Annotated in this window: 12 protein-coding genes; 5 read left to right on the plus strand and 7 right to left on the minus strand. The window is 55.3% G+C overall.

The window, feature by feature from the left end; all coding sequences use genetic code 11:
• Both mtgA and arcB read right to left on the minus strand, forming a co-directional pair.
• Nucleotides 1-720 (minus strand): monofunctional biosynthetic peptidoglycan transglycosylase, encoded by a 720-nt coding sequence (gene mtgA / locus ACLIBF_RS18885; protein WP_089561298.1) that lies wholly within the window; start codon nt 718-720, stop codon nt 1-3.
• 870 nt (nt 721-1,590) lie between these two features.
• A complete protein-coding gene (arcB, locus tag ACLIBF_RS18890) occupies nt 1,591-3,942 on the minus strand; it encodes an aerobic respiration two-component sensor histidine kinase ArcB (protein ID WP_031375454.1) in 2,352 nt (783 codons plus the stop codon).
• An 892-nt stretch (nt 3,943-4,834) separates the two neighbouring features.
• Between arcB and ACLIBF_RS18895 the strand changes: the two genes are divergently transcribed.
• Nucleotides 4,835-10,366: a glutamate synthase-related protein gene (locus ACLIBF_RS18895; RefSeq protein ID WP_448310277.1), complete on the plus strand. Its 5,532-nt coding sequence runs from the start codon at nt 4,835-4,837 to the stop codon at nt 10,364-10,366.
• A gap of 184 nt (nt 10,367-10,550) precedes the next feature.
• Nucleotides 10,551-12,308, plus strand: coding sequence for a sulfite reductase subunit alpha (locus ACLIBF_RS18900; RefSeq protein ID WP_448310279.1), 1,758 nt, complete (start codon nt 10,551-10,553; stop codon nt 12,306-12,308).
• A gap of 108 nt (nt 12,309-12,416) precedes the next feature.
• Here the strand turns inward: ACLIBF_RS18900 and sspB are convergent, their stop codons facing one another.
• The 5 genes from sspB to zapE form a co-directional block, all read right to left on the minus strand.
• Nucleotides 12,417-12,902, minus strand: a complete 486-nt coding sequence (gene sspB / locus ACLIBF_RS18905) for a ClpXP protease specificity-enhancing factor (protein ID WP_031375457.1) — start codon at nt 12,900-12,902, stop codon at nt 12,417-12,419.
• A 3-nt stretch (nt 12,903-12,905) separates the two neighbouring features.
• Nucleotides 12,906-13,547, minus strand: coding sequence for a stringent starvation protein SspA (gene sspA / locus ACLIBF_RS18910; RefSeq protein ID WP_031375458.1), 642 nt, complete (start codon nt 13,545-13,547; stop codon nt 12,906-12,908).
• Between the two features lie 330 nt (nt 13,548-13,877).
• Entirely contained in the window at nt 13,878-14,270 is a 393-nt protein-coding gene (gene rpsI / locus ACLIBF_RS18915; RefSeq protein ID WP_031375459.1) for a 30S ribosomal protein S9, read from the minus strand.
• A gap of 15 nt (nt 14,271-14,285) precedes the next feature.
• Complete coding sequence (gene rplM, locus ACLIBF_RS18920) at nt 14,286-14,714, minus strand: 50S ribosomal protein L13 (RefSeq protein ID WP_008925400.1); 429 nt, start codon at nt 14,712-14,714, stop codon at nt 14,286-14,288.
• A gap of 227 nt (nt 14,715-14,941) precedes the next feature.
• Nucleotides 14,942-16,069, minus strand: coding sequence for a cell division protein ZapE (gene zapE / locus ACLIBF_RS18925; RefSeq protein WP_448310282.1), 1,128 nt, complete (start codon nt 16,067-16,069; stop codon nt 14,942-14,944).
• Between the two features lie 178 nt (nt 16,070-16,247).
• Here zapE and zapG point away from each other — a divergent pair, with 178 nt between their 5' ends.
• From zapG to degS, 3 genes are all read left to right on the plus strand, one after another.
• On the plus strand, nt 16,248-16,649 hold the full coding sequence (zapG, locus tag ACLIBF_RS18930; RefSeq protein WP_031375461.1) for a Z-ring associated protein ZapG: 402 nt from the start codon (nt 16,248-16,250) through the stop codon (nt 16,647-16,649).
• Nucleotides 16,650-16,759: 110 nt separating this feature from the next.
• On the plus strand, nt 16,760-18,133 hold the full coding sequence (gene degQ / locus ACLIBF_RS18935; protein ID WP_031375462.1) for a serine endoprotease DegQ: 1,374 nt from the start codon (nt 16,760-16,762) through the stop codon (nt 18,131-18,133).
• Nucleotides 18,134-18,222: 89 nt separating this feature from the next.
• Nucleotides 18,223-19,284 (plus strand): outer membrane-stress sensor serine endopeptidase DegS, encoded by a 1,062-nt coding sequence (degS, locus tag ACLIBF_RS18940; RefSeq protein WP_031375463.1) that lies wholly within the window; start codon nt 18,223-18,225, stop codon nt 19,282-19,284.
• The last annotated feature ends 157 nt before the right edge of the window (nt 19,285-19,441 follow it).

A 19,441-nucleotide genomic window follows, 5' to 3' on the forward strand; every position in this document is an offset into this window, starting at 1 on the left:
TCAGTCCAGCCGGTTACGCTGTAAAAATCCTTCCCCGCCCAGCTGGCGCATCTGACGCAGGATCCACTGCTGCCGCTGCCGTACATAGCCAGACGGCGTTGCAGCACGGAAGCGGATAGGATTAGGCAGCACCGCGGCCAGCAACGCCGCTTCGCCAGCCGTCAATCGGCTGGCTGGCTTGTGGAAATAGCGCTGTGACGCCGCCTCCACACCAAACACCCCAGGCCCGAATTCGGCGATATTCAGATAGACGGTCAGAATACGTCGCTTAGTCCAGACGGTCTCAATGCCCACCGTCAGGCCCGCCTCCAGCCCTTTACGCACCCAGCTCCGCCCATCCCACAGAAACAGGTTCTTGGCCGTCTGCTGCGACAGGGTAGATGCACCACGCATCCGGCTATCGCTGTTATCCAGCACCGACTCGATCGCCGCGACGTCAAATCCCCAGTGGGTCGGAAACTTTTGATCTTCAGACGCAATCACCGCCAGGCCCATCCACGGCGAAATTTCATCGTGTCCGACCCAATCCGAATGGGCAACATAGCTGAAGTCGCCGCGAAGCCAGGCACCGAGCTGGCGCTCAACCATAACCGCGGAGAACGGCACCGGTAAAAATGAAAACAGCAAAATCCCTGCCAGCCAGATGCCCAGCCACGCCAGAATAATACGCACAGCAATCCGTTTAATACGTTGTCCGGCGCTTCCTTTATGCTTACTCATGCAATCTTCCCATACTTGTTTCAGGCGTTAATCAATTACTCGCGTAATCAGTGCGCAAAAAAACCTTTTATTGCCTTTATCGGTGAAAATGACCGTGCAGTTTCCAGACATCAGGTCGACATTTTGCATTAAAAAGCTGCAACAGATCGAAATAGTTCAAGCACTTCCGTCAGAAAGGAATCGGTTCCATTCGCCGCGACCGTTAATTACCTTTCCAGATAAACACTTAATAATTAGTAATAAGCACTAATTTGAATGGTTTGCATTGCTTAACTATACTGTTTTTATGTCTTCGGTATTTTTCACTAATTGGCCGAAATCATGCCGATAACCGGTAAATTTCTTGCCAGAATAGCGCGGTCATTGACCGTCTGTCGCTTAAGCTTTCGCCACCGGTTAAGGTCCGACCTGATGGGTGGAAGCGTAAATAAGCGAAATCTTTTTTCTCTTTCCAAAACGTTTTGGATAAATCACACCATTTTGCGCCGGTGGCGAGCAATATCAGCGCGTTAGCAGCATTAATGGCCCAGATTCGTCCGCCGCTTCGCTTTAAGGGGTGACAGGGCCAGCAACCCGGCTATCGCCGGGTTAAAAGCGCGCAAAAAGTGGGATAACTGATTAAAATAACCGCAATACAACGCAGAAAATGATTCCTTGCTTGACTGTGTTGCCAAATTAATGTTTTCTGTATTTAAACGCTGCTCAACATCACACATTTTAATGAATCTTCTAACACGTTAAGATGAATTTGCTAAGGTGAAGGCAGTGTTAACCAATACCATGCGGCTGCGTTTATTACTCAAAGCATAGCAACCGCTACTTTTTCCCTGGTGTTGGCGCAGTATTCGCGCACCCCGGCCTCGGCTGGGGTCATTTTTTTCTGGCGGACGACGCTTCCTGCTCCGCAACCCAGTCGCGCAATACCTGCACATCGTGTCGCCACTCGTGCTTCAGCTCATCAATCCATTCAACCACGTTATCCCACCAGGCTGGCAGTTCCGGGCTCTGGATCTGTTTCGCCAGCTGCTGCAGATGTTGTAACCCTACCGATCCCGCCGCACCCTTGATTTTGTGCCCCTCTTCGGCGATGCCTTTTTGATCGCGCGCCATCAGATTAGATTCGAGCACTTCAAGATAGCCTGGCATCATCTTTTCAAACATCGTCAGGCTTTGGGTAATCAGGCTCGGCCCGACCAGATCGAGATACTGCTCCAGCATCGGGATATCCAGCAGCGTCTGGCTTTTATCTGCGGCTTCGTGCGGCAACGCCTCCTCCGGCTCCGCCTGATAATCCCAGAACTTTTTGATGATGGCGGTCAGCGCCGGTACCGCCAGTGGCTTGCTGAGCACATCATCCATTCCGGCATCGAAATACTCTTTTTTGTCCTTCAGCACATTGGCGGTCAATGCTACCAGCGGCGGCAGATGGATGCCCTGGTGCTGCTGGCGGATCGCCCGCGACACATCCAGACCGGTCATGTCTGGTAACTGAATATCCAGCAGCACCAGATCGAACTCCAGCGGGTCAAACATCGCCAGCGCGTCGCTGCCGGTCATCGCCACCTCGACGCTGCAGCCCAGCTTCTCCAGCACCGAGCGCGCCACAATCACGTTCAGTTCGATATCTTCCACCAGCAGCACGTGCAGCGCCGGCAGAGGCAGGCTGTCATCCACGCCTTCATCTTCCACCTCTTCAGCAATGCGTGGCGCTTTGATCTCAACGGTGAAGCAGGAGCCCTGCCCCGGCGCGCTTTGCACCCGGATATCGCCGCCCATCGCCTGTGCCAGCCGGCGGGATACCGCCAGGCCAATGCCGGTGCCGGTAGCCGGTTTGCCGCCGTGCTGATCCTTCACCTGATAGTACATGGCGAAGATTTTGTCCTGCTCCTCCTGGCGGATGCCCATACCGGAATCCTGTACCTCAAAGCGCAGCGTTTCATCCTGCTGATACGCCACCCGCACTACGATCTCGCCGTGCTGGGTGAACTTGACGGCATTGCCAATCAGGTTCCACAAAATCTGCCGCAGACGGGTGCCGTCGGTGGAGATCATGTGCGGCAACGGTAACTGTGGTGCGAGGACAAACTTCAGCCCTTTTGGCTGCGCCAGCAGGCCGGACAGGTTTTCTAAATCGGCGAGGAAGCTGGTGAAGTCGAGCGGCTGATTATCCAGCTGCACCTTACGCCGCTCAATCTTGTCCACTTCAATCACATCATTGAAGATGTTGCCCAGCGTGATGGCAGAGACGTGGATGGTTTTCAGGTATTTCAGCTGTTCCTGATTCAGATCGGTATCGAGCAGAATACGGCTCAGTCCGACAATGCCGTTAAGCGGCGTACGCAGCTCGTGGCTGATAGTAGAGATAAAGGTGGTCTTCTCCCGGCTGGCGTTCTCTAACGCGTCCTGGTAGCGCTTACGCTCGGTTATATCGCGGCCAAATCCCATCAGCCCGCTGCGTTTGCCGACGCGGTCGTAATAAGGCACTTTGCGGATTTCAAAACAGGCTTTGCGCCCGTCCGGATATTGCAGCCACTGTTCATAAGTCAGGGAGACGTTGTGGCGGAACACTTTCTCATCGGTTTCCAGCACTTTAGTGGCCGCTTCATCATCGTAGATATCGCGTGGCGTCAGGCCGATAAGCTGTTTTTCACTTTTACCGGTCAGCAGTTCCATCGCGCGGTTACAGCCGGAGAACTGTTTGTCGATGTTGCGATAGAACACCAGATCCGGCGACGCATCAAGAAACGAACGCAGGAAGGAGGATTGCTGCTCCAGTTCAATCTGCGCCTGTTCGCGCCGCGTCACTTCTTCACGCAGCTTATCCATCACCTGCTCACGCGCCTGCTCCGCCTTTTTACGGTCGGTGATCTCCTGATTCAGCTGGGTGATGGTCTCTTTCATCTGCTGATTCAGTTCCAGGTCGCGGGTGCGCATCTCTTCCAGTTTATCCACCAGCCTCGCCAGCCGCTGTCGCGATTCCTCCAGCTGATCGACCACCACCGACAGGAAATAGACCGCCCACGGGGTGATCAACAGCCCGAAGAACACCGATCGCACCATGTCGATGCTCTCGACATGCCCACGCAGTACCATGGTGACCGCCATCTGGACAATCATCGCCAGCACCACCAGCGCCGAGGCCAGCAGCAGCGAGAACCGCACCAGTCCAAGCTTCACCATCAAATCCACGTAATATTGTGCCAACAGCCGAATTTGTTTCATAAAAACTCCCTGGAAGAGAAACAGCCTCATGATAGCGTAATTAACCGGCCGACGTCGCAACGCCGCAGCGGAAGATAAGCGATGTAGTGCGCTTTTATGGTGCATCGGCCCGGTTGTTCGGCGACGTTTATGACAACCGGCTTAAAACCCTTGACTGCGTGTGCCAAATGAATAATCTGTAAGGCCGCTGCTAAAAACGGCGCATCCTTTGCCCGGTGTTTTTTCAATATCCTGTCGACGTTCTGTTGCGCAGGCTCATTCCTTTTTATGAATACTCATTCATCTTTAATGCTGTTTTAAGCACATCCAGCCCGATTAATTTTTCTTATAACCCCCGGCTGTTTCATTCAAATAATCGGACATAAGAAAAACAGATACATGCTGTGCAACAGCGGTGCGGAACAGCATTAAATGCTGTTAAAGCCCTACTCACCAGCATGGTGCAGAGATCTGACGGCTGCACTACAGTGAGTCAGTTCACATTTATCAGGCGATCGCCACCGGCTAAAGCACCATAATTTAAACCTCTTTATCTTTTTAATTCATAAGCTTAGCATCAAAAACAGCACAATAACCTCGGCTAAGGCCCTCATTTGACCTGATTACGCTTTCCCGATAAGTTGGAAATCCGCTGAAAGCTTTCCTGACGGGCCAGTGTCTCGGCATATCTATGCAACAAGAAGACTCCCGCGTGGTTTAAGTCATCTCCTTTAAGAGACCGGAAATCGAAGAGCAGCTCAATTAAGGACGTTTCACCGATGTCTGGAGAGAAATGCTCAGGGCTATGACGCGCGCTCGACAGAGCATGGCGATGAAAATGAAGTGCGCCTCAGTTGCGCTCAGACCCTGAAACAGTGCAGGTAATGTCAAAAGCAGTTTAAGGAGACCCTCAATGTCCACTAACAAACCTCATTCCTATGGCTTGTATGATCCAACAGCAGGCAGTGATAGCTGTGGTGTAGGTTTCATAACGCGTAAGGACGGCGAGCAGACCCATGAGATTTTGCAGATGGCGCACAGCGCCCTGTGCACCGTACCGCATCGTGGCGGCATGTCGGCTGAAGGCGTGGGCGACGGCGCCGGGGTCAACGTTGATCTCTCCCTGCACTTCTTCCGTAAAATTACCGGCCAGCCGCTGGAAGCGGGCCGCTTCGGCGTCGGCAACTTCTTCGTGCCGAAAGATGCCGACCTGCGCGCTAACGCAGAACGTCTGGTCGATGAAACGCTGAGCAGCTTTAATCTGCCGGTGATCATGAAACGTGACATGCCGCTCGACAGCAGCGTGACGCGTCCGGCGGCAGTGCAGTTCCAGTTACCGATTCTGCAGTGGATTTTCACTGCGCCGCAGGACGTGGCCGACCAAAACGACTTCGAACAACGCATTTATCGCGCCCTGTTAACCATCGAAGCCCGGGCTTTTACCGAGAGTGAATTTGGCGGTCTCTATCCGCTGTCGCTCTCTTCACGCACCCAGGTTTTTAAAGCTCGTCTGAATTCCAATGAAGTAATCCCTTACTTCAGGGATCTGACCGACCCCGATCATCAGGTGCGCGGGCTGTTTTTCCATACCCGCTTCTCAACCAACACCGATCCGCACACCACCATGGCGCAGCCGTTCCGCCTGATGGCGCACAACGGTGAACTGAATACCGACCGTAAGAACCGCATCGCCGAATCGGCGCTAGCGCTGGCGCGCGGCAAGAAAATTGTGCGGCCGAAAGGCCAGTCGGACAGCTCACGTCTCGATCAGAGCATCCATAGCCGTCTGATGGAAGATAACCTCGATCTGATCACCGCAGTGGTCTCGATGATGCCGCCTGCCTGGGAAAACGACAGTGCGTTATCGCCGGAAGTGCGCGCTATGCTGGAGTACTTCTCGCTGTATGAAGAGAAGAACGACGGTCCGGCTGCGTTAATCTTTGGTAATGGCGAAGTGATTGGGGCGCGTCTTGACCGTCTCGGCCTGCGTCCGCTGCGTTCAGTAGAAACTGCAGAGTATATCGGTGCGATGTCCGAAGCGGGCCAGATTGCCTTCCCGCCGGAAAGTGTGCTGCGTCGCGGCCGTATTGAGGCCGGTGGCATGCTCTACTTCGATCATCGCGAAAAACGCAGCTACACCACGGTACAGGCGCTGGAAAAACTGGCTGCCGAAAAAGATTATCCAGCTCTGCTGCGCGAGGCGCGCGTCGGACTGGAAGACCTGCCCGCCATTCCGGCTGAGCAGCAAGGTTCACCGCTGCGCTATCGCGGTGACCTGAAAACCTATCAGCGCTTTGTGGCCTACTACTACAACCAGGAAAGCTTCAAGTTCATGATGGACCCGATGCTGAACACCGGCGCAGAGAAAATCTCCGCCATGGGTTACGGCAACGCAATTAACGGTCTGTCCGATCATGAAGGCGGCATGGCGCACTATTTCTCTCAGCGCTTCGCCCAGGTGACTAACCCGCCGCTGGACTCTATCCGTGAAGTGGATGGCATGACGCTGCGGGTCGCGCTGGGTGCCAAACCGCATCTCGGTCGCAGCAAAGGCCGCCAGATTGTGGTGCCTTCGCCGATCCTGAGCCATCTCGATATGCTGCGTTTACGTGAGCAGGATGTCGCACCGTACGCCCGCTTTGAGATGCTGTATGAGCCGGTTATTGGCAAAGATCTGTTGAGCACCACCGCTAACGCCAACGCGCTGGAGAAGGCGATTGACGATCTGGCACAGCAGGTGGTTGATTTTGCCCGCAGCCAGGGCGGCATCGCGGTGCTGACCGATCGCCACATCTCCTCTAAACAGGCAGCAATTCCGATGCTGCTGGTGGTCTCTGCCATCAACCAGCGTCTGGTGCAGGAAGGTCTGCGTCTGGATGTGTCGCTGGTGGTGGAAAGTGGTCAGAGCATTTCATCGCACCACATTGCCGCCACGCTGGGCTTTGGTGCCTCCGCTATCTATCCGCTCGGCGTGCAGATGCGTGCAGAAGAGAAGTTCGGTGAAGGCGAAGAAGGCAACAAAGCCTTTAAACGCTATGCCAAAGCGGCTGAAAAAGCGTTAATGAAAACCATGGGCAAAGTGGGTCTCTGCACCGTTGAAAGCTACAGCAGCGGCGAATTCTTTGAGCCAAACTTCCTCAACACCGACGATCCGGTGCTGAAAAAGTACTTCCCGAATATCAAAACGCCGGTGGGCGGCGCCGGTTTTGCCACCATCGCGCAGATGGCGGTCGACTGGCATCAGAGCGCCCTGAAAATTCAGGGTGAATCTGAAGTGCCGTTGCTCGGTCTGTTTAAAGAACGTGCCGAAGGCGCCGGTCACTCGTACGGCACCATTGCGGTACGCACCTTTATTGATATGACTGAGGAGCCGATCCGCTTCGCCGATAAAGCGCGTGAAGAGGATAACTTTATCCGCCTGATGACGCTGGCGAAGCTCGATAACGCCTTTGGCATCAAGCCAGAAACCTTTAAAGACAGCAGCTTCGAGCGCATTCCGGATGAGGTGATCAACAATTTCACTATCACCGCCGATTACCGTCAGTTCTCAAGCCTGATGTATGAAGAGCGTAAACGTCGCCCGGCGGCGCTGCGCGATATTCTGACCTTCCCGGCTGACCTGACCCACATCGACAGTGAAGCGGAGTTTCGCCGTAAGCTGGGACGCTACTCGCTGACCAACAACGGCTTTGCGATCCGCGGCCTGGTCTGTGAAGCGATGGATGGCAGCCTGAATCACTTTATGCTGCGCCTGACCGATGCGATTGCTGGCCTGAAGCCAGAGCATGAGCGTCTGCAGAACCTGTCACGCGCACTGAAGTTGCGGTTTAACGACGATATCGAGAGCAGTGAAGTGGTCGATGGCGGCCTGAAAGTGACCGCTTACGGCAAAGCGGCCGATTATCTGTCGCGTATTTTCACCACCCTGCCCTCACTGCCGCTCAGCGAGGTTCAGCCCGCCTGTGAAATCACCCGCACCTTTGCTTCCGGTGCGATGAGTCACGGTGCGCTGGTGGCACCTGCTCATGAGGCGGTGGCACACGGTACCAATATGGTCGGCGGCATGAGCAACTGCGGTGAAGGTGGCGAACACTACTCGCGTCACGGCACCATCCGTGCATCGCGCATCAAACAGCTGGCTTCGGGTCGCTTCGGCGTCTGGGCGGCCTACCTTGCTGATCCGATGCTGGAAGAGCTGGAAATTAAAATTGGTCAGGGTGCCAAGCCTGGCGAAGGTGGCCAGTTACCGGCCGCTAAAGTCACGGTGGAAATTGCCGCGGCCCGTGGCGGTACGCCTGGCGTTGAGCTGGTCTCACCGCCACCGCATCACGATACTTACTCGATTGAAGATCTGGCGCAGCTGATCCATGACTGTAAAGCCGCGCGGGTACGGGTGATCGTCAAGCTGGTTTCGTCGGAAGGCATTGGCACCATCGCGGTTGGCGTTGCCAAAGCGGGTGCTGACGTCATCAACGTAGCCGGCAACACCGGCGGCACCGGCGCGGCCTCCGTTACCAGCCTGAAATACACCGGCCGCGTAGCGGAAATCGGCATCGCAGAAGTGCATCAGGCGCTGTGCGCCAACGGCCTGCGTGACAAAGTGCTGCTGCGCTGTTCAGGCGCTCAGCAAACCGGCAGCGACGTGGTGAAATCAGCGCTGCTGGGCGGCGACAGTTTTGAATTCGGTACGACCGCCCTGATGATGCTGAAATGCGTGATGGCGAAAAACTGTAACGTCAAATGCCCGGCGGGCTTAACCACCAATGCCGAAGCCTTTGATGGCGATCCACGCCAGCTGGCACAGTACTTCCTCAATGTCGCGCATGAAGTCCGTGAGATTCTGGCGCGGATGGGATTACGTTCGCTGCGTGAAGCACGCGGCCGCGCTGATCTGCTGCACCTGATGGATCACCCACTGGAAGTCGGCAAACTCGATTTGCGCGCCATGCTGACCGTGGTACCGGAGCTGAAAATCGAACATCCGGTTTACCTCGAAAAAGATTTCGAGCTGGATGATGGCTGGGTAGAACAACTGAAACTGGCGCTGGTTGAACAGCGTAAGCCTGACATCACGCTGGGCGATAACGTGGTACTCAACAACCGCAACAAGAGCGTCGGCGGCCAGCTGGCGATCGATATTGAGCGGATGCTGAACCATCAACTGAGCGCAGAACAACTGCAGGCGATGCCGGCGGTGCTGGCCGACGACCGTGGCCGTCACTATCTGGCACCGGAGAGCGTGAAAATTTCCACCTCCGGTTCCGCCGGTCAGTCGTTTGGCGCATTTTGCAACGATGGTATGCAGATGCGTCACTACGGCACCTGTAACGACGGCGTTGGCAAAGGACAGTGTGGCGGTGAACTGGTGGTGATGTCGCCAGGCGGCGGCGCACAGGACGGCGATGGCAACGTGCTGATCGGTAACTTCGCACTGTTCGGTGCCACCGGTGGACGCCTGTTTGTGCAGGGGCAGGCCGGTGACCGTTTCGCGGTGCGTAACTCCGGTGCCACGGCGGTGGTTGAAGGGGTCGGCGATTTCTGCTGCGAGTACATGACCAACGGCGCCATTCTTAACCTCGGCACCTTCGGTAAAGGGTTTGGTAATGGCATGAGCGGCGGCTTTGCCTATCAGTACGATCCCTATGGTTCACTGGCCAGCCATGCTGCCGGCGATTCCGTGCTGTTCGGTTCAATCGCCGATCAGGATGAGATGGCGCAGGTCCATAAGCAGGCAGTGCTGACCATGCTGAACTGGCATCTGGAGGCAACGCAGTCCCCGCGTGCGGCGTGGCTGCTGGAGAACTGGGAAACCGAGTGTCACCACTTTGTCTACGTCATGCCGCGCTCGCTGCTGCTTTACCAGGATGGGGGAGAAATCCTGAAGGCCAAAACCCGCAAAGATTTGCTGGAAGAGCTGTCTACTGCGCTGGCGGGCCATCAGGTGGCGAAGTTTAAAGCTGCCTGGCGTCAGGGTAAAACCATCGCCAACGGCGCGGTACCGGCTTACGGTGCGACCGACACGCTGGAGATGTTTGTCCTGCTCAACAACTACACCGTGCTGAGCTTCGCGCAGCAGCTGGCATTGGGCAAACTGCCAAAAGGCACGCCGGTTGAAGATCCGGCCGTAGAAAAAGCGGTTCGCAACCTGCTGATGACCGAAGATTTTTCGCTGGTCAGCAAGCTGCAACGTCATGCCCGCTCAGCGATTGAAAGCTACAGCGATGATGAACTGGCCAGCCTGATCGGCACCAAACGGATGTCCGATTACAAAGCTGCGCTGACGCAACGCAACATCCGCTCGATGGACAGCCTGGCGACGTATGGCTGGATCATGTATCAGGACGCCTGTAACCGCGAAGTGCTGGGACATCTGCCTGATTTTGAAGAGCTGTTTGCGCGTGCAGCGTTACCTGAAATTGCCGCGGCGGTGGGAAAACTGTCCTGACAGGGCGACTGACCTGATTGAACGTGAATATTATTAATTGATATTACCCGGATTAAGCGTGGTAACACGCAGCGTAAGCTTCACGTTTCCCGCCACCACGTCAGGCGGTGCGGAAGGTGAAGCGGCTCTCTGCGATGGCGGCGTCGCTTATGACGGGTGAGAACGGGATTGAGTAAAAGTACCCATGAAAATTCCTTATATTCCAGAAGATGCACCCTTTAATGGCGATCAGAAATACTGGCTGGCGGGCTTCCTCGCCGGTCTTCACTCCCGTTTACTGGTGTTAGAAGACAAGCAGCAGCCTGCGGCAGGTACCGGCGCCGCCGCCACCACCCAACTGCATATTCTCTACGGTTCGCAAACCGGCAACGCGGAAGCGCTGGCGCAAACCGCCGCCAAATCAGCACGTGCTAAAGGACTGGTGCCGGTAGTTCAGGCGCTGGGCGATGTGGATCTCGACGTGTTCGCGACCATGCGTCACGTACTGATCGTCACGTCTACCTATGGCGAAGGCGAAATGCCAGACAACGCCCAGTTATTCTGGGATGCCATCTCCGCCAGCACCGCCCCGCGTCTGGAGCAGATGCACTTTGCCGTGCTGGCGATTGGTGATACTGGTTACGATGGCTTCTGCCAGGCGGGTAAATTCATTGATATGCGGCTGGAGCAGCTGGGCGCGAAACGCGTAGTCGATCGTATTGATTGCGACATCGACTACGAAGAGCCGTCCAGCGAATGGCTGAACAGTTCGATGCCGCAGTTTGCCGCCAGCGCGGGCAGCAGCGGCACGGTGCTGGAAAGCGCACCAGAAGCGCCGGTGATCCCGGGCAGCAACAAGTCCAATCCTTACGCTGCGGCGCTGATCACCAACAAGCGTCTGTCAGGCGAGCAGTCGGCGAAGGATATTCGTCACTTCGAGTTTGATCTGACCGACAGTGGCCTGAAATATGAAGCGGGCGATGCGCTGGGCGTTATCCCGGTCAACGAACCGTCGCTGGTCAGCCTGCTGCTGACGCAGCTGAATGCCGATTACCAGACGCCGGTGCCCGGCTTTGACCGCAGCCTCGGCGATCTGCTGACCTATCAGTTTGAAATCTCAGAACCGTCGCGCAAGCTGATTGAGTGGGTCGGACAGAACACCACCAACCAGGAACTGCGTCACGTGTTGCAGCACGACGATAAAGATGCGCTCGGCGTGTGGCTTTGGGGCAAAGATACGCTTGACCTGCTGCAGCTTGAGCTGACCCGCTCGCTGCCGGTACCGGAATTTGTCGCGCTGCTGCGCCCGTTGCAGCATCGTGCCTACTCCATCTCGTCAAGCTCGAAGGCGCATCCTAACCAGGTACACCTGACCGTCGCCTCCGTCCGTTATCACAGTGGTGGCCGTAACCGTGGCGGTGTCTGTTCAACCTATCTGGCCGAACGCGTGCGTCGTGGTGAGAAGCCCGCTATCTTCATTTCGCCAAACAAAGCATTTCGCGTGCCGGCTAATAACAGCGCCCCGCTGATCATGGTGGGTCCAGGCACCGGTATCGCCCCGTTCCGCGCCTTTTTGCAGGAGCGTCAGGCAACCGGCGCACAGGGAAAAAACTGGCTGTTCTTTGGCGATCAGCATCAGGAACATGATTTCATCTATCGCGAAGAGCTGACCGGCTGGCACGACAGCGGCTTGCTGACCCGGCTGGATCTGGCGTTCTCACGCGATCAGGAGAAGAAGATTTACGTGCAAACCCGCATGCTGGAACAGGGCGCAGAGCTTTATGCCTGGCTGCAGGAAGGTGCCTATTTCTACGTCTGTGGTGATGCGTCACGCATGGCGAAAGATGTCGACAGCGCGCTGCATGAAGTGGTGCGTCAGTTCGGCGGGCTTTCCAGTGAACGTGCGGCGGATTACATCGATCAGCTGAAGAAAGAGAAGCGTTACCTGCGCGACGTCTATTAATTCGCGCGCGTCAACGTAACAACACATCCGGCTTGCGCAGGCAGCCGGATTTTTTATTGCCTTAACAACCGGCAAAAAAATACCCGTCGTGAGGACGGGTATTGGATGTTATTTCACGACGCGCAATGAAGGGCGTCCGCCACGCGGTGGTGGATCGTCATCAGGCGGTGTCTCGTCATCGCTGGCATCGTCAGGACGATCGCCATCAATCACGGACATCATGGTCTCTTCCTGACCGTCTGACGTCTCCTGAGAGGCCAGTTCGTAGGCCGGCTCAGGTTCGAACATCGTTCCAGCGCCATTTTCACGCGCATAGATCGCCAGAATCGCCGCCATCGGCACGTTAACCTGACGCGGAACGCCGCCGAAACGGGCGTTGAACGACACCTGATCGTTAGCCAGATCGAGATTGCCCACGGCGCGCGGCGCAATGTTCAACACAATCTGACCATCGCGCGCATACTCGAGCGGCACCTGCACACCAGGCAGATTAATGTCGACCACCAGGTGCGGCGTTAACTGGTTGTCGAGCAACCAGTCGTAGAAGGCGCGCAGCAGATAGGGGCGACGTGCGGTAAGTTGCGACATTTCCATAAATCAGCCCCGGGCTTGCAGGCGCATTTCACGTTCAGCTTCAGTTAATGAAGCGAGGAAAGAGTCACGCTCGAAGACACGATTCATGTAGCCTTTCAGCTCTTTTGAACCGGAGCCGATCAAATCGATGCCCATTGACGGCAGACGCCATAACAGCGGTGCCAGATAGCAATCGACCAGGCTGAATTCTTCGCTCATGAAGAACGGTGTGCGACCAAACAGCGGCGCAATCGCCAGCAGCTCTTCACGCAGTTGTTTGCGTGCGGCTTCGGCTTCCTGACCGCTGCTGTTCTCAACGGTTCTCATCAGGCTGTACCAGTCCTGCTCGATGCGGTGCATCATCAGACGGCTTTCACCACGGGCAACCGGATAAACCGGCATCAGCGGTGGATGCGGGAAACGCTCATCTAAATATTCCATGATGATGCGTGATTCATACAGCGTCAGCTCACGATCTACCAGCGTCGGCACCGTGCGATACGGGTTGAGGTCAATCAGATCCTGCGGCAGGTTATCCATTTCGACCTGCTCGATCTCTACGCTGACACCCTTCTCCGCCAGGACAATACGTACCTGATGGCTGAAAATGTCAGTAGGACCAGAAAACAGCGTCATTACCGAACGTTTGTTGGCAGCGACAGCCATGAAAACCTCCAAGTTTGTTCACAAAAAGTTACTGCGAATAGCCAACCATCCGGCGACTCACTTGCTCATAGAACTCGCACGCAACCCACGTTAGCTGCGTCGTATACTAATATCCCGACGGCGGGGAGACGCATAACGCACCGGCCTGCGGGCGCAAAGTGACACAGAGTTTACCAGATTTTAGGCAGCTTGTGGGCGTGGAATGAATCTTTGCGGGGAAATTGGGAGCGCCGTTAACGTTTTTCCGCCTGCATCGGCGGTGCAGCAGAAAGCAAAAAACCCGCCGAAGCGGGTTTTTTGTGCCAATTGTCTCTGCCGAAGCAGCAACAATTAACGCTTGGAGAACTGAGGACGACGACGTGCTTTACGCAGGCCGACTTTCTTACGTTCAACCTGACGCGCATCACGGGTAACGAAGCCAGCTTTACGCAGCTCCGCACGCAGAGATTCGTCATATTCCATCAGAGCGCGGGTGATACCGTGACGGATCGCACCAGCCTGACCAGAAATACCACCACCTTTAACGGTGACGTACAGATCGAATTTACCAACCAGGTCCAGCAGCTCAAGCGGCTGACGAACTACCATGCGGGCAGTTTCGCGACCGAAGTACTGTTCCAGAGAACGTTGGTTAATAACGATGTTACCGCTACCCGGCTTAATAAATACGCGAGCGGTAGAGCTTTTGCGGCGACCAGTGCCGTAGTTTTGAGTTTCAGCCATTGCCTTTAATCCCGATTAAATGTCAAGAACTTGCGGTTGCTGTGCCGCATGGGTGTGCTCGTTGCCTGCGTAAACTTTCAGTTTACGGTACATAGCACGACCCAGCGGGCCCTTCGGCAGCATGCCTTTAACCGCGATCTCAATCACACGCTCAGGACGGCGAGCAATCATCTCTTCAAAGGTCGCCTGTTTGATACCACCGATGTGACCAGTGTGGTGATAGTAAATCTTGTCAGTACGCTTGTTGCCGGTTACAGCAACTTTTTCTGCGTTCAGAACGATGATGTAATCACCAGTATCAACGTGCGGAGTGTATTCCGCTTTATGCTTACCACGCAGACGGCGCGCCAGTTCAGTCGCCAGGCGACCCAAAGTTTTGCCCGTTGCGTCAACTACAAACCAGTCACGTTGGACGGTTTCTGGTTTAGCTGTAAAAGTTTTCATCGAAAAGCTTACCCAAATTAAGTTACACGTTGGTGAAATCCCAAACGCTTAAGTAAACGATTGAGGCTCACACGACCATTTTGACCAGCAAGCCACCCCTTCGGATAGAGTTACTGGAACACAGAGGATTTGGGAAAAAAATCCTTTGCTGTAACGTGGGGTCGCAAGATTATAGAGAAGTCAGTTACAAAAATCGAACCCTATTTCACTATTTATCTGCTTTATTCTCACGGCAGGTGCGGCAGGCGCAGATACTCCTCGCTCTGCATCTCCTGCAGACGTGATAAGCAGCGCTGATACTCAAATTTCAGCCGCGTGCCCTGATAAATCTCGGTCAGCGAGGTTTCCGCTGCCACCACCAGTTTCACATGGCGTTCGTAGAATTCATCGACCAGCGCCAGAAAACGACGCGCCTGATCCTCGGTCTTATAAATCATCACCGGCACATCATGCAGCAAGACGCTGTGGAAGCGACGCGAGAGCGCAATATAGTCATGCTGGCTGCGTCCTTCCCCGCACAGCGTGGTGAAGTTGATCGCCAGTACCCCGTCACTGACGCCGAGCGTCGGCATCTGGCGATGGTTGATCTCCAGGACCGGTGCCTGTTCCGGTTTGCCGCCCGCCAGCGCCTGAAACATCCGCCCCATTTCAGCGTGGGTCTTGTCATTCAGCGGGTAGTTCCACAGATGGGCCGAGGTCAGCGTCCGCAACCGGTAATCGATGCCGGCATCGACGTTCATCACATCACAGTGGGTTTTGATCTGCTCAATCGCCGGCATGAAACGCGCACGCTGTAACCCGTTGCGATAGAGATCGTCTGGCGGAATATTTGAGGTGGCAACCAGCGCGATACCACGTTCAAACAGCGCTTCCATCAGGGTGCCAAGCAGCATCGCATCGGTGATGTCAGAAACGAAAAACTCGTCGAAACAGAGGATATCGGTTTCGGCTTTAAACCGGTCGGCGATGATCAGCAGCGGATCGCTCTGTCCCTGCAGTTGCGTCAGCTCTTCGTGTACCCGCAACATAAAGCGATGAAAGTGCAGCCGCAGTTTGCGATTGCCAGGAATAGACTGAAAAAACAGATCCATTACCCAGGTTTTCCCGCGACCCACACCGCCCCACATATATAAACCGCGTAGCGGTGGCAGGGGTTCGTTTTTCTCTTTGCCGATCAGTTTCGACAGGCGTCCCAGCAGGCCAGATGTCGCAGGCGCAGCAGTTTGCTGACGTGCGGCCAGTGCTTGCTGGAGCGCGTCTAAACGGGTAATGGCTTCACGTTGTACGTCATCGGGCTTGAATTCGCCCTGCGACAGCGCCTGCTCATAGCGGGCAAGCGGAGATGAGGTTTGCATTGTTCTCTCAGAGTCCCTGAATTTTGTCTGATTCATACAGCTGTTGTCGAAAAAAAGGCCGTTCTACACTAAGCCATGCCGCTCCAGAGTTCCACATCCATAAGATTAACGGGTATAGTGACTACTATTGGAATGGTGCAATGCCCTACGGAACAACGGAAATAACACGGGAGTCATTATGACCTGGGAATACGGGCTAATTGGTTTAGTGGTAGGCATTATTGTCGGCGCAGTAGCCATGCGTTTTGGCAACAGGAAATTGCGTGAGCAGCGCAGCATGCAGTACGAACTGGAAAAATCGAAAGCGGAACTGGCGGATTACCGTCAGGAACTGACTAACCACTTCGCGCAAAGCGCGGAATTGCTGGACAACATGGCGCGTGACTATCGTCAGCTCTATCAGCATATGGCGAAAGGGTCGAATGACCTGCTGCCCGATCTGCCGGGTGAAAAGAACCCGTTTGCTTATCAGTTAACCGAAGCTGAAGCCGATAACGATCAGGTCCCGGTACAGATGCCGCGCGACTACTCTGAAGGGGCATCCGGTTTACTGCGCGGCGAGCGCCCTGCCCGCGACTAATCTTTTTGGGGCGCAGCCCGTCTGCGCCCACGGTTTTTGCGAACCCTGACCTCAAACGACTGTCACACTGAGTAATTTCCCCCACTTTTTGCAGCGAGAGCGTTGTAGCAATGAAAAAACAAGCACGACTGTTTAGCGCATTAGCCTTGAGTATTGGGATGAGCCTTGCCGCCGCGCCAGACGCGATGGCGACGCTGCCAGCACAAATTGCCGGCCAGCCGCTGCCAAGCCTGGCGCCAATGCTGGAGAAAGTGCTGCCCGCCGTGGTCAGCGTTCACGTTGAAGGTACCGAATCGGCCGATCAGGCGCAGGATATTCCTGAGCCGCTGAAACGCTTCTTTGGCCAGATGCCCGGCGGCAATAATCAGCCACAGCCGTTTGAAGGTCTGGGGTCGGGCGTAATCATTGATGCGGCCAAAGGATACGTGCTGACCAATAACCACGTGGTCAACGGCGCGGATAAGATCAATGTGCAGTTGGGCGACGGCAGTGAATATGAAGCCAAACTGATCGGTCATGATGAGCAGACCGACATCGCACTGATTCAGATCCAGGGCGCAAAAAACCTGACGCAGGTAAAAGTAGCCGATTCCGACCAGCTAAAAGTGGGCGATTTTGCGGTAGCGATCGGCAACCCGTTTGGTCTGGGTCAGACTGCGACCTCCGGTATCATCTCTGCATTGGGCCGTAGCGGCCTGAATCTGGAAGGACTGGAAAACTTTATCCAGACCGATGCGGCGATAAACCGCGGCAACTCAGGCGGCGCGCTGGTTAATCTCAACGGCGAGCTGATCGGGATTAATACCGCGATTCTGGCCTCAAGCGGCGGCAATATCGGCATCGGCTTCGCCATTCCCAGCGACATGGCGATCAATCTTGCCCAGCAGCTGATCAAATATGGTGAAGTGAAGCGTGGCCAGCTCGGTATTAAAGGCACCGAAATGACTGCTGACATGGCCAAAGCGTTTAACGTTGATGCGCAGCGCGGCGCGTTTGTCTCTGAAGTATTGCCGCAGTCAGCAGCCCAGAAAGCGGGTGTGAAATCTGGCGATATCATCACCTCAGTGAATGACAAACCGATTACCAGCTTTGCCGAACTGCGGGTGAAAATCGGCACCACCGCGCCAGGCGAGCAGGTCAAACTTGGTTTGCTGCGTGAAGGTAAACCGATCACCGTCACCGTTACGCTGGAGCAAAGCGCACAAACCACCGCCAGTGCCCAGTTGATGTCGCCTGCGCTGCAGGGTGCCACCCTGAGTGATGGCCAGACCAAAACCGGTGACAAAGGGGTTAAGGTCGACACCATCGAGAAAGGCACGCCAGCTGAACAGGTTGGTCTGCAAAAAGATGATGTGATTGTTGGCGTTAACCGCAATCGCGTTCAGTCGATCGCTGAAATGCGTAAAGTGCTGGAAGGGAAACCGCCGGTACTGGCGCTGAATGTGGTCCGCGGTGATGAAAGTATCTATCTGTTGTTGAGATAAACCTCGCATTATGGCGGACACAAGCACGTGTGTGTCCGCCGCTCTCATGCTATTCTGCCCAGCGATCTCCCCTGGCGTGATTTAACACCATGTTTCTTAAACTTTTGCGTGCCGTGGTGCTGGGCCTGATTGTGGCGGGTATTTTGCTCGCAGCACTGCCTGCACTGCGTATGGGCAGCGACGCCCTCTATAACCACGATGACAGTAACGACGAAACACCCTTTAGCTTTAATCAGGGGGTGCGCCGCGCCGTGCCTGCGGTCGTCAACGTCTACAACCGTAGCGCACACGGTAATAACAATCGTGGCATCACTACCCTGGGTTCCGGGGTGATCATGAACGCAAAAGGTTACATCCTGACCAATAAGCACGTCATCAACAATGCTGACCAGATTATTGTGGCGTTACAGGATGGCCGTTTCTTCGAAGCGACGCTGGTTGGTTCAGACGCAATGACCGATTTGGCGGTGCTGAAAATTACCGCCTCCAGCCTGCCGGTAATCCCGATCAATCCTAAACGTCTGGCCCATATCGGCGATGTGGTAATGGCGATCGGCAATCCCTACAACCTCGGCCAGACGGTTACCCAGGGCATTATCAGCGCCACCGGACGGGTCGGCTTAAGTTCATCAGGCCGGCAGAACTTCCTGCAAACCGATGCCTCTATCAACCAGGGTAACTCTGGCGGCGCGCTGATCAACTCGCTGGGCGAATTGATGGGCATCAACACCCTGACCTTCGACAAAAGCAATGACGGCGAAACGCCGGAAGGCATTGGATTCGCTATTCCGACCGCGCTGGCCTCAAAAATTATGGATAAGCTGATTCGTGATGGCCGGGTGATTCGCGGCTACATCGGCATTACCGGCCGCGAACTGCCGCCGCTGCACGGTCAGGGCAGCAATCTGGATCGGGTTCAGGGCATTATCGTTAGCGTGGTGACCCCGGACGGTCCGGCCGATAAAGCCGGTATTCAGGCCAATGATGTGTTGCTGAGCGTCAACGGCAAGCCCGCAGTGTCCGCCCAGGAAACGATGGACCAGGTGGCTGAGATTCGCCCGGGTTCAGTGATTGATGTGCGGGTACTGCGAAATGATCAGAAGCTGACGCTGCCGGTAACGATTCAGGAATTTCCGGACAGTAGCCAGTAGCACAGCACGCGGCATACCAGCCGCCATGATTTAGCCTGACAGGCAGGGCTGGCCCAGCTGAAGAGCAAAGCGTCCGAGCCAGGAAGGCGAGGCCGACCTACAGGGAAATAGGTCTCCTTTGCGATCGGCTGGGCCATCCCTGCCCTTTCCACCGTTT

Source organism: Pantoea sp. PGP6 (assembly GCF_053474785.1).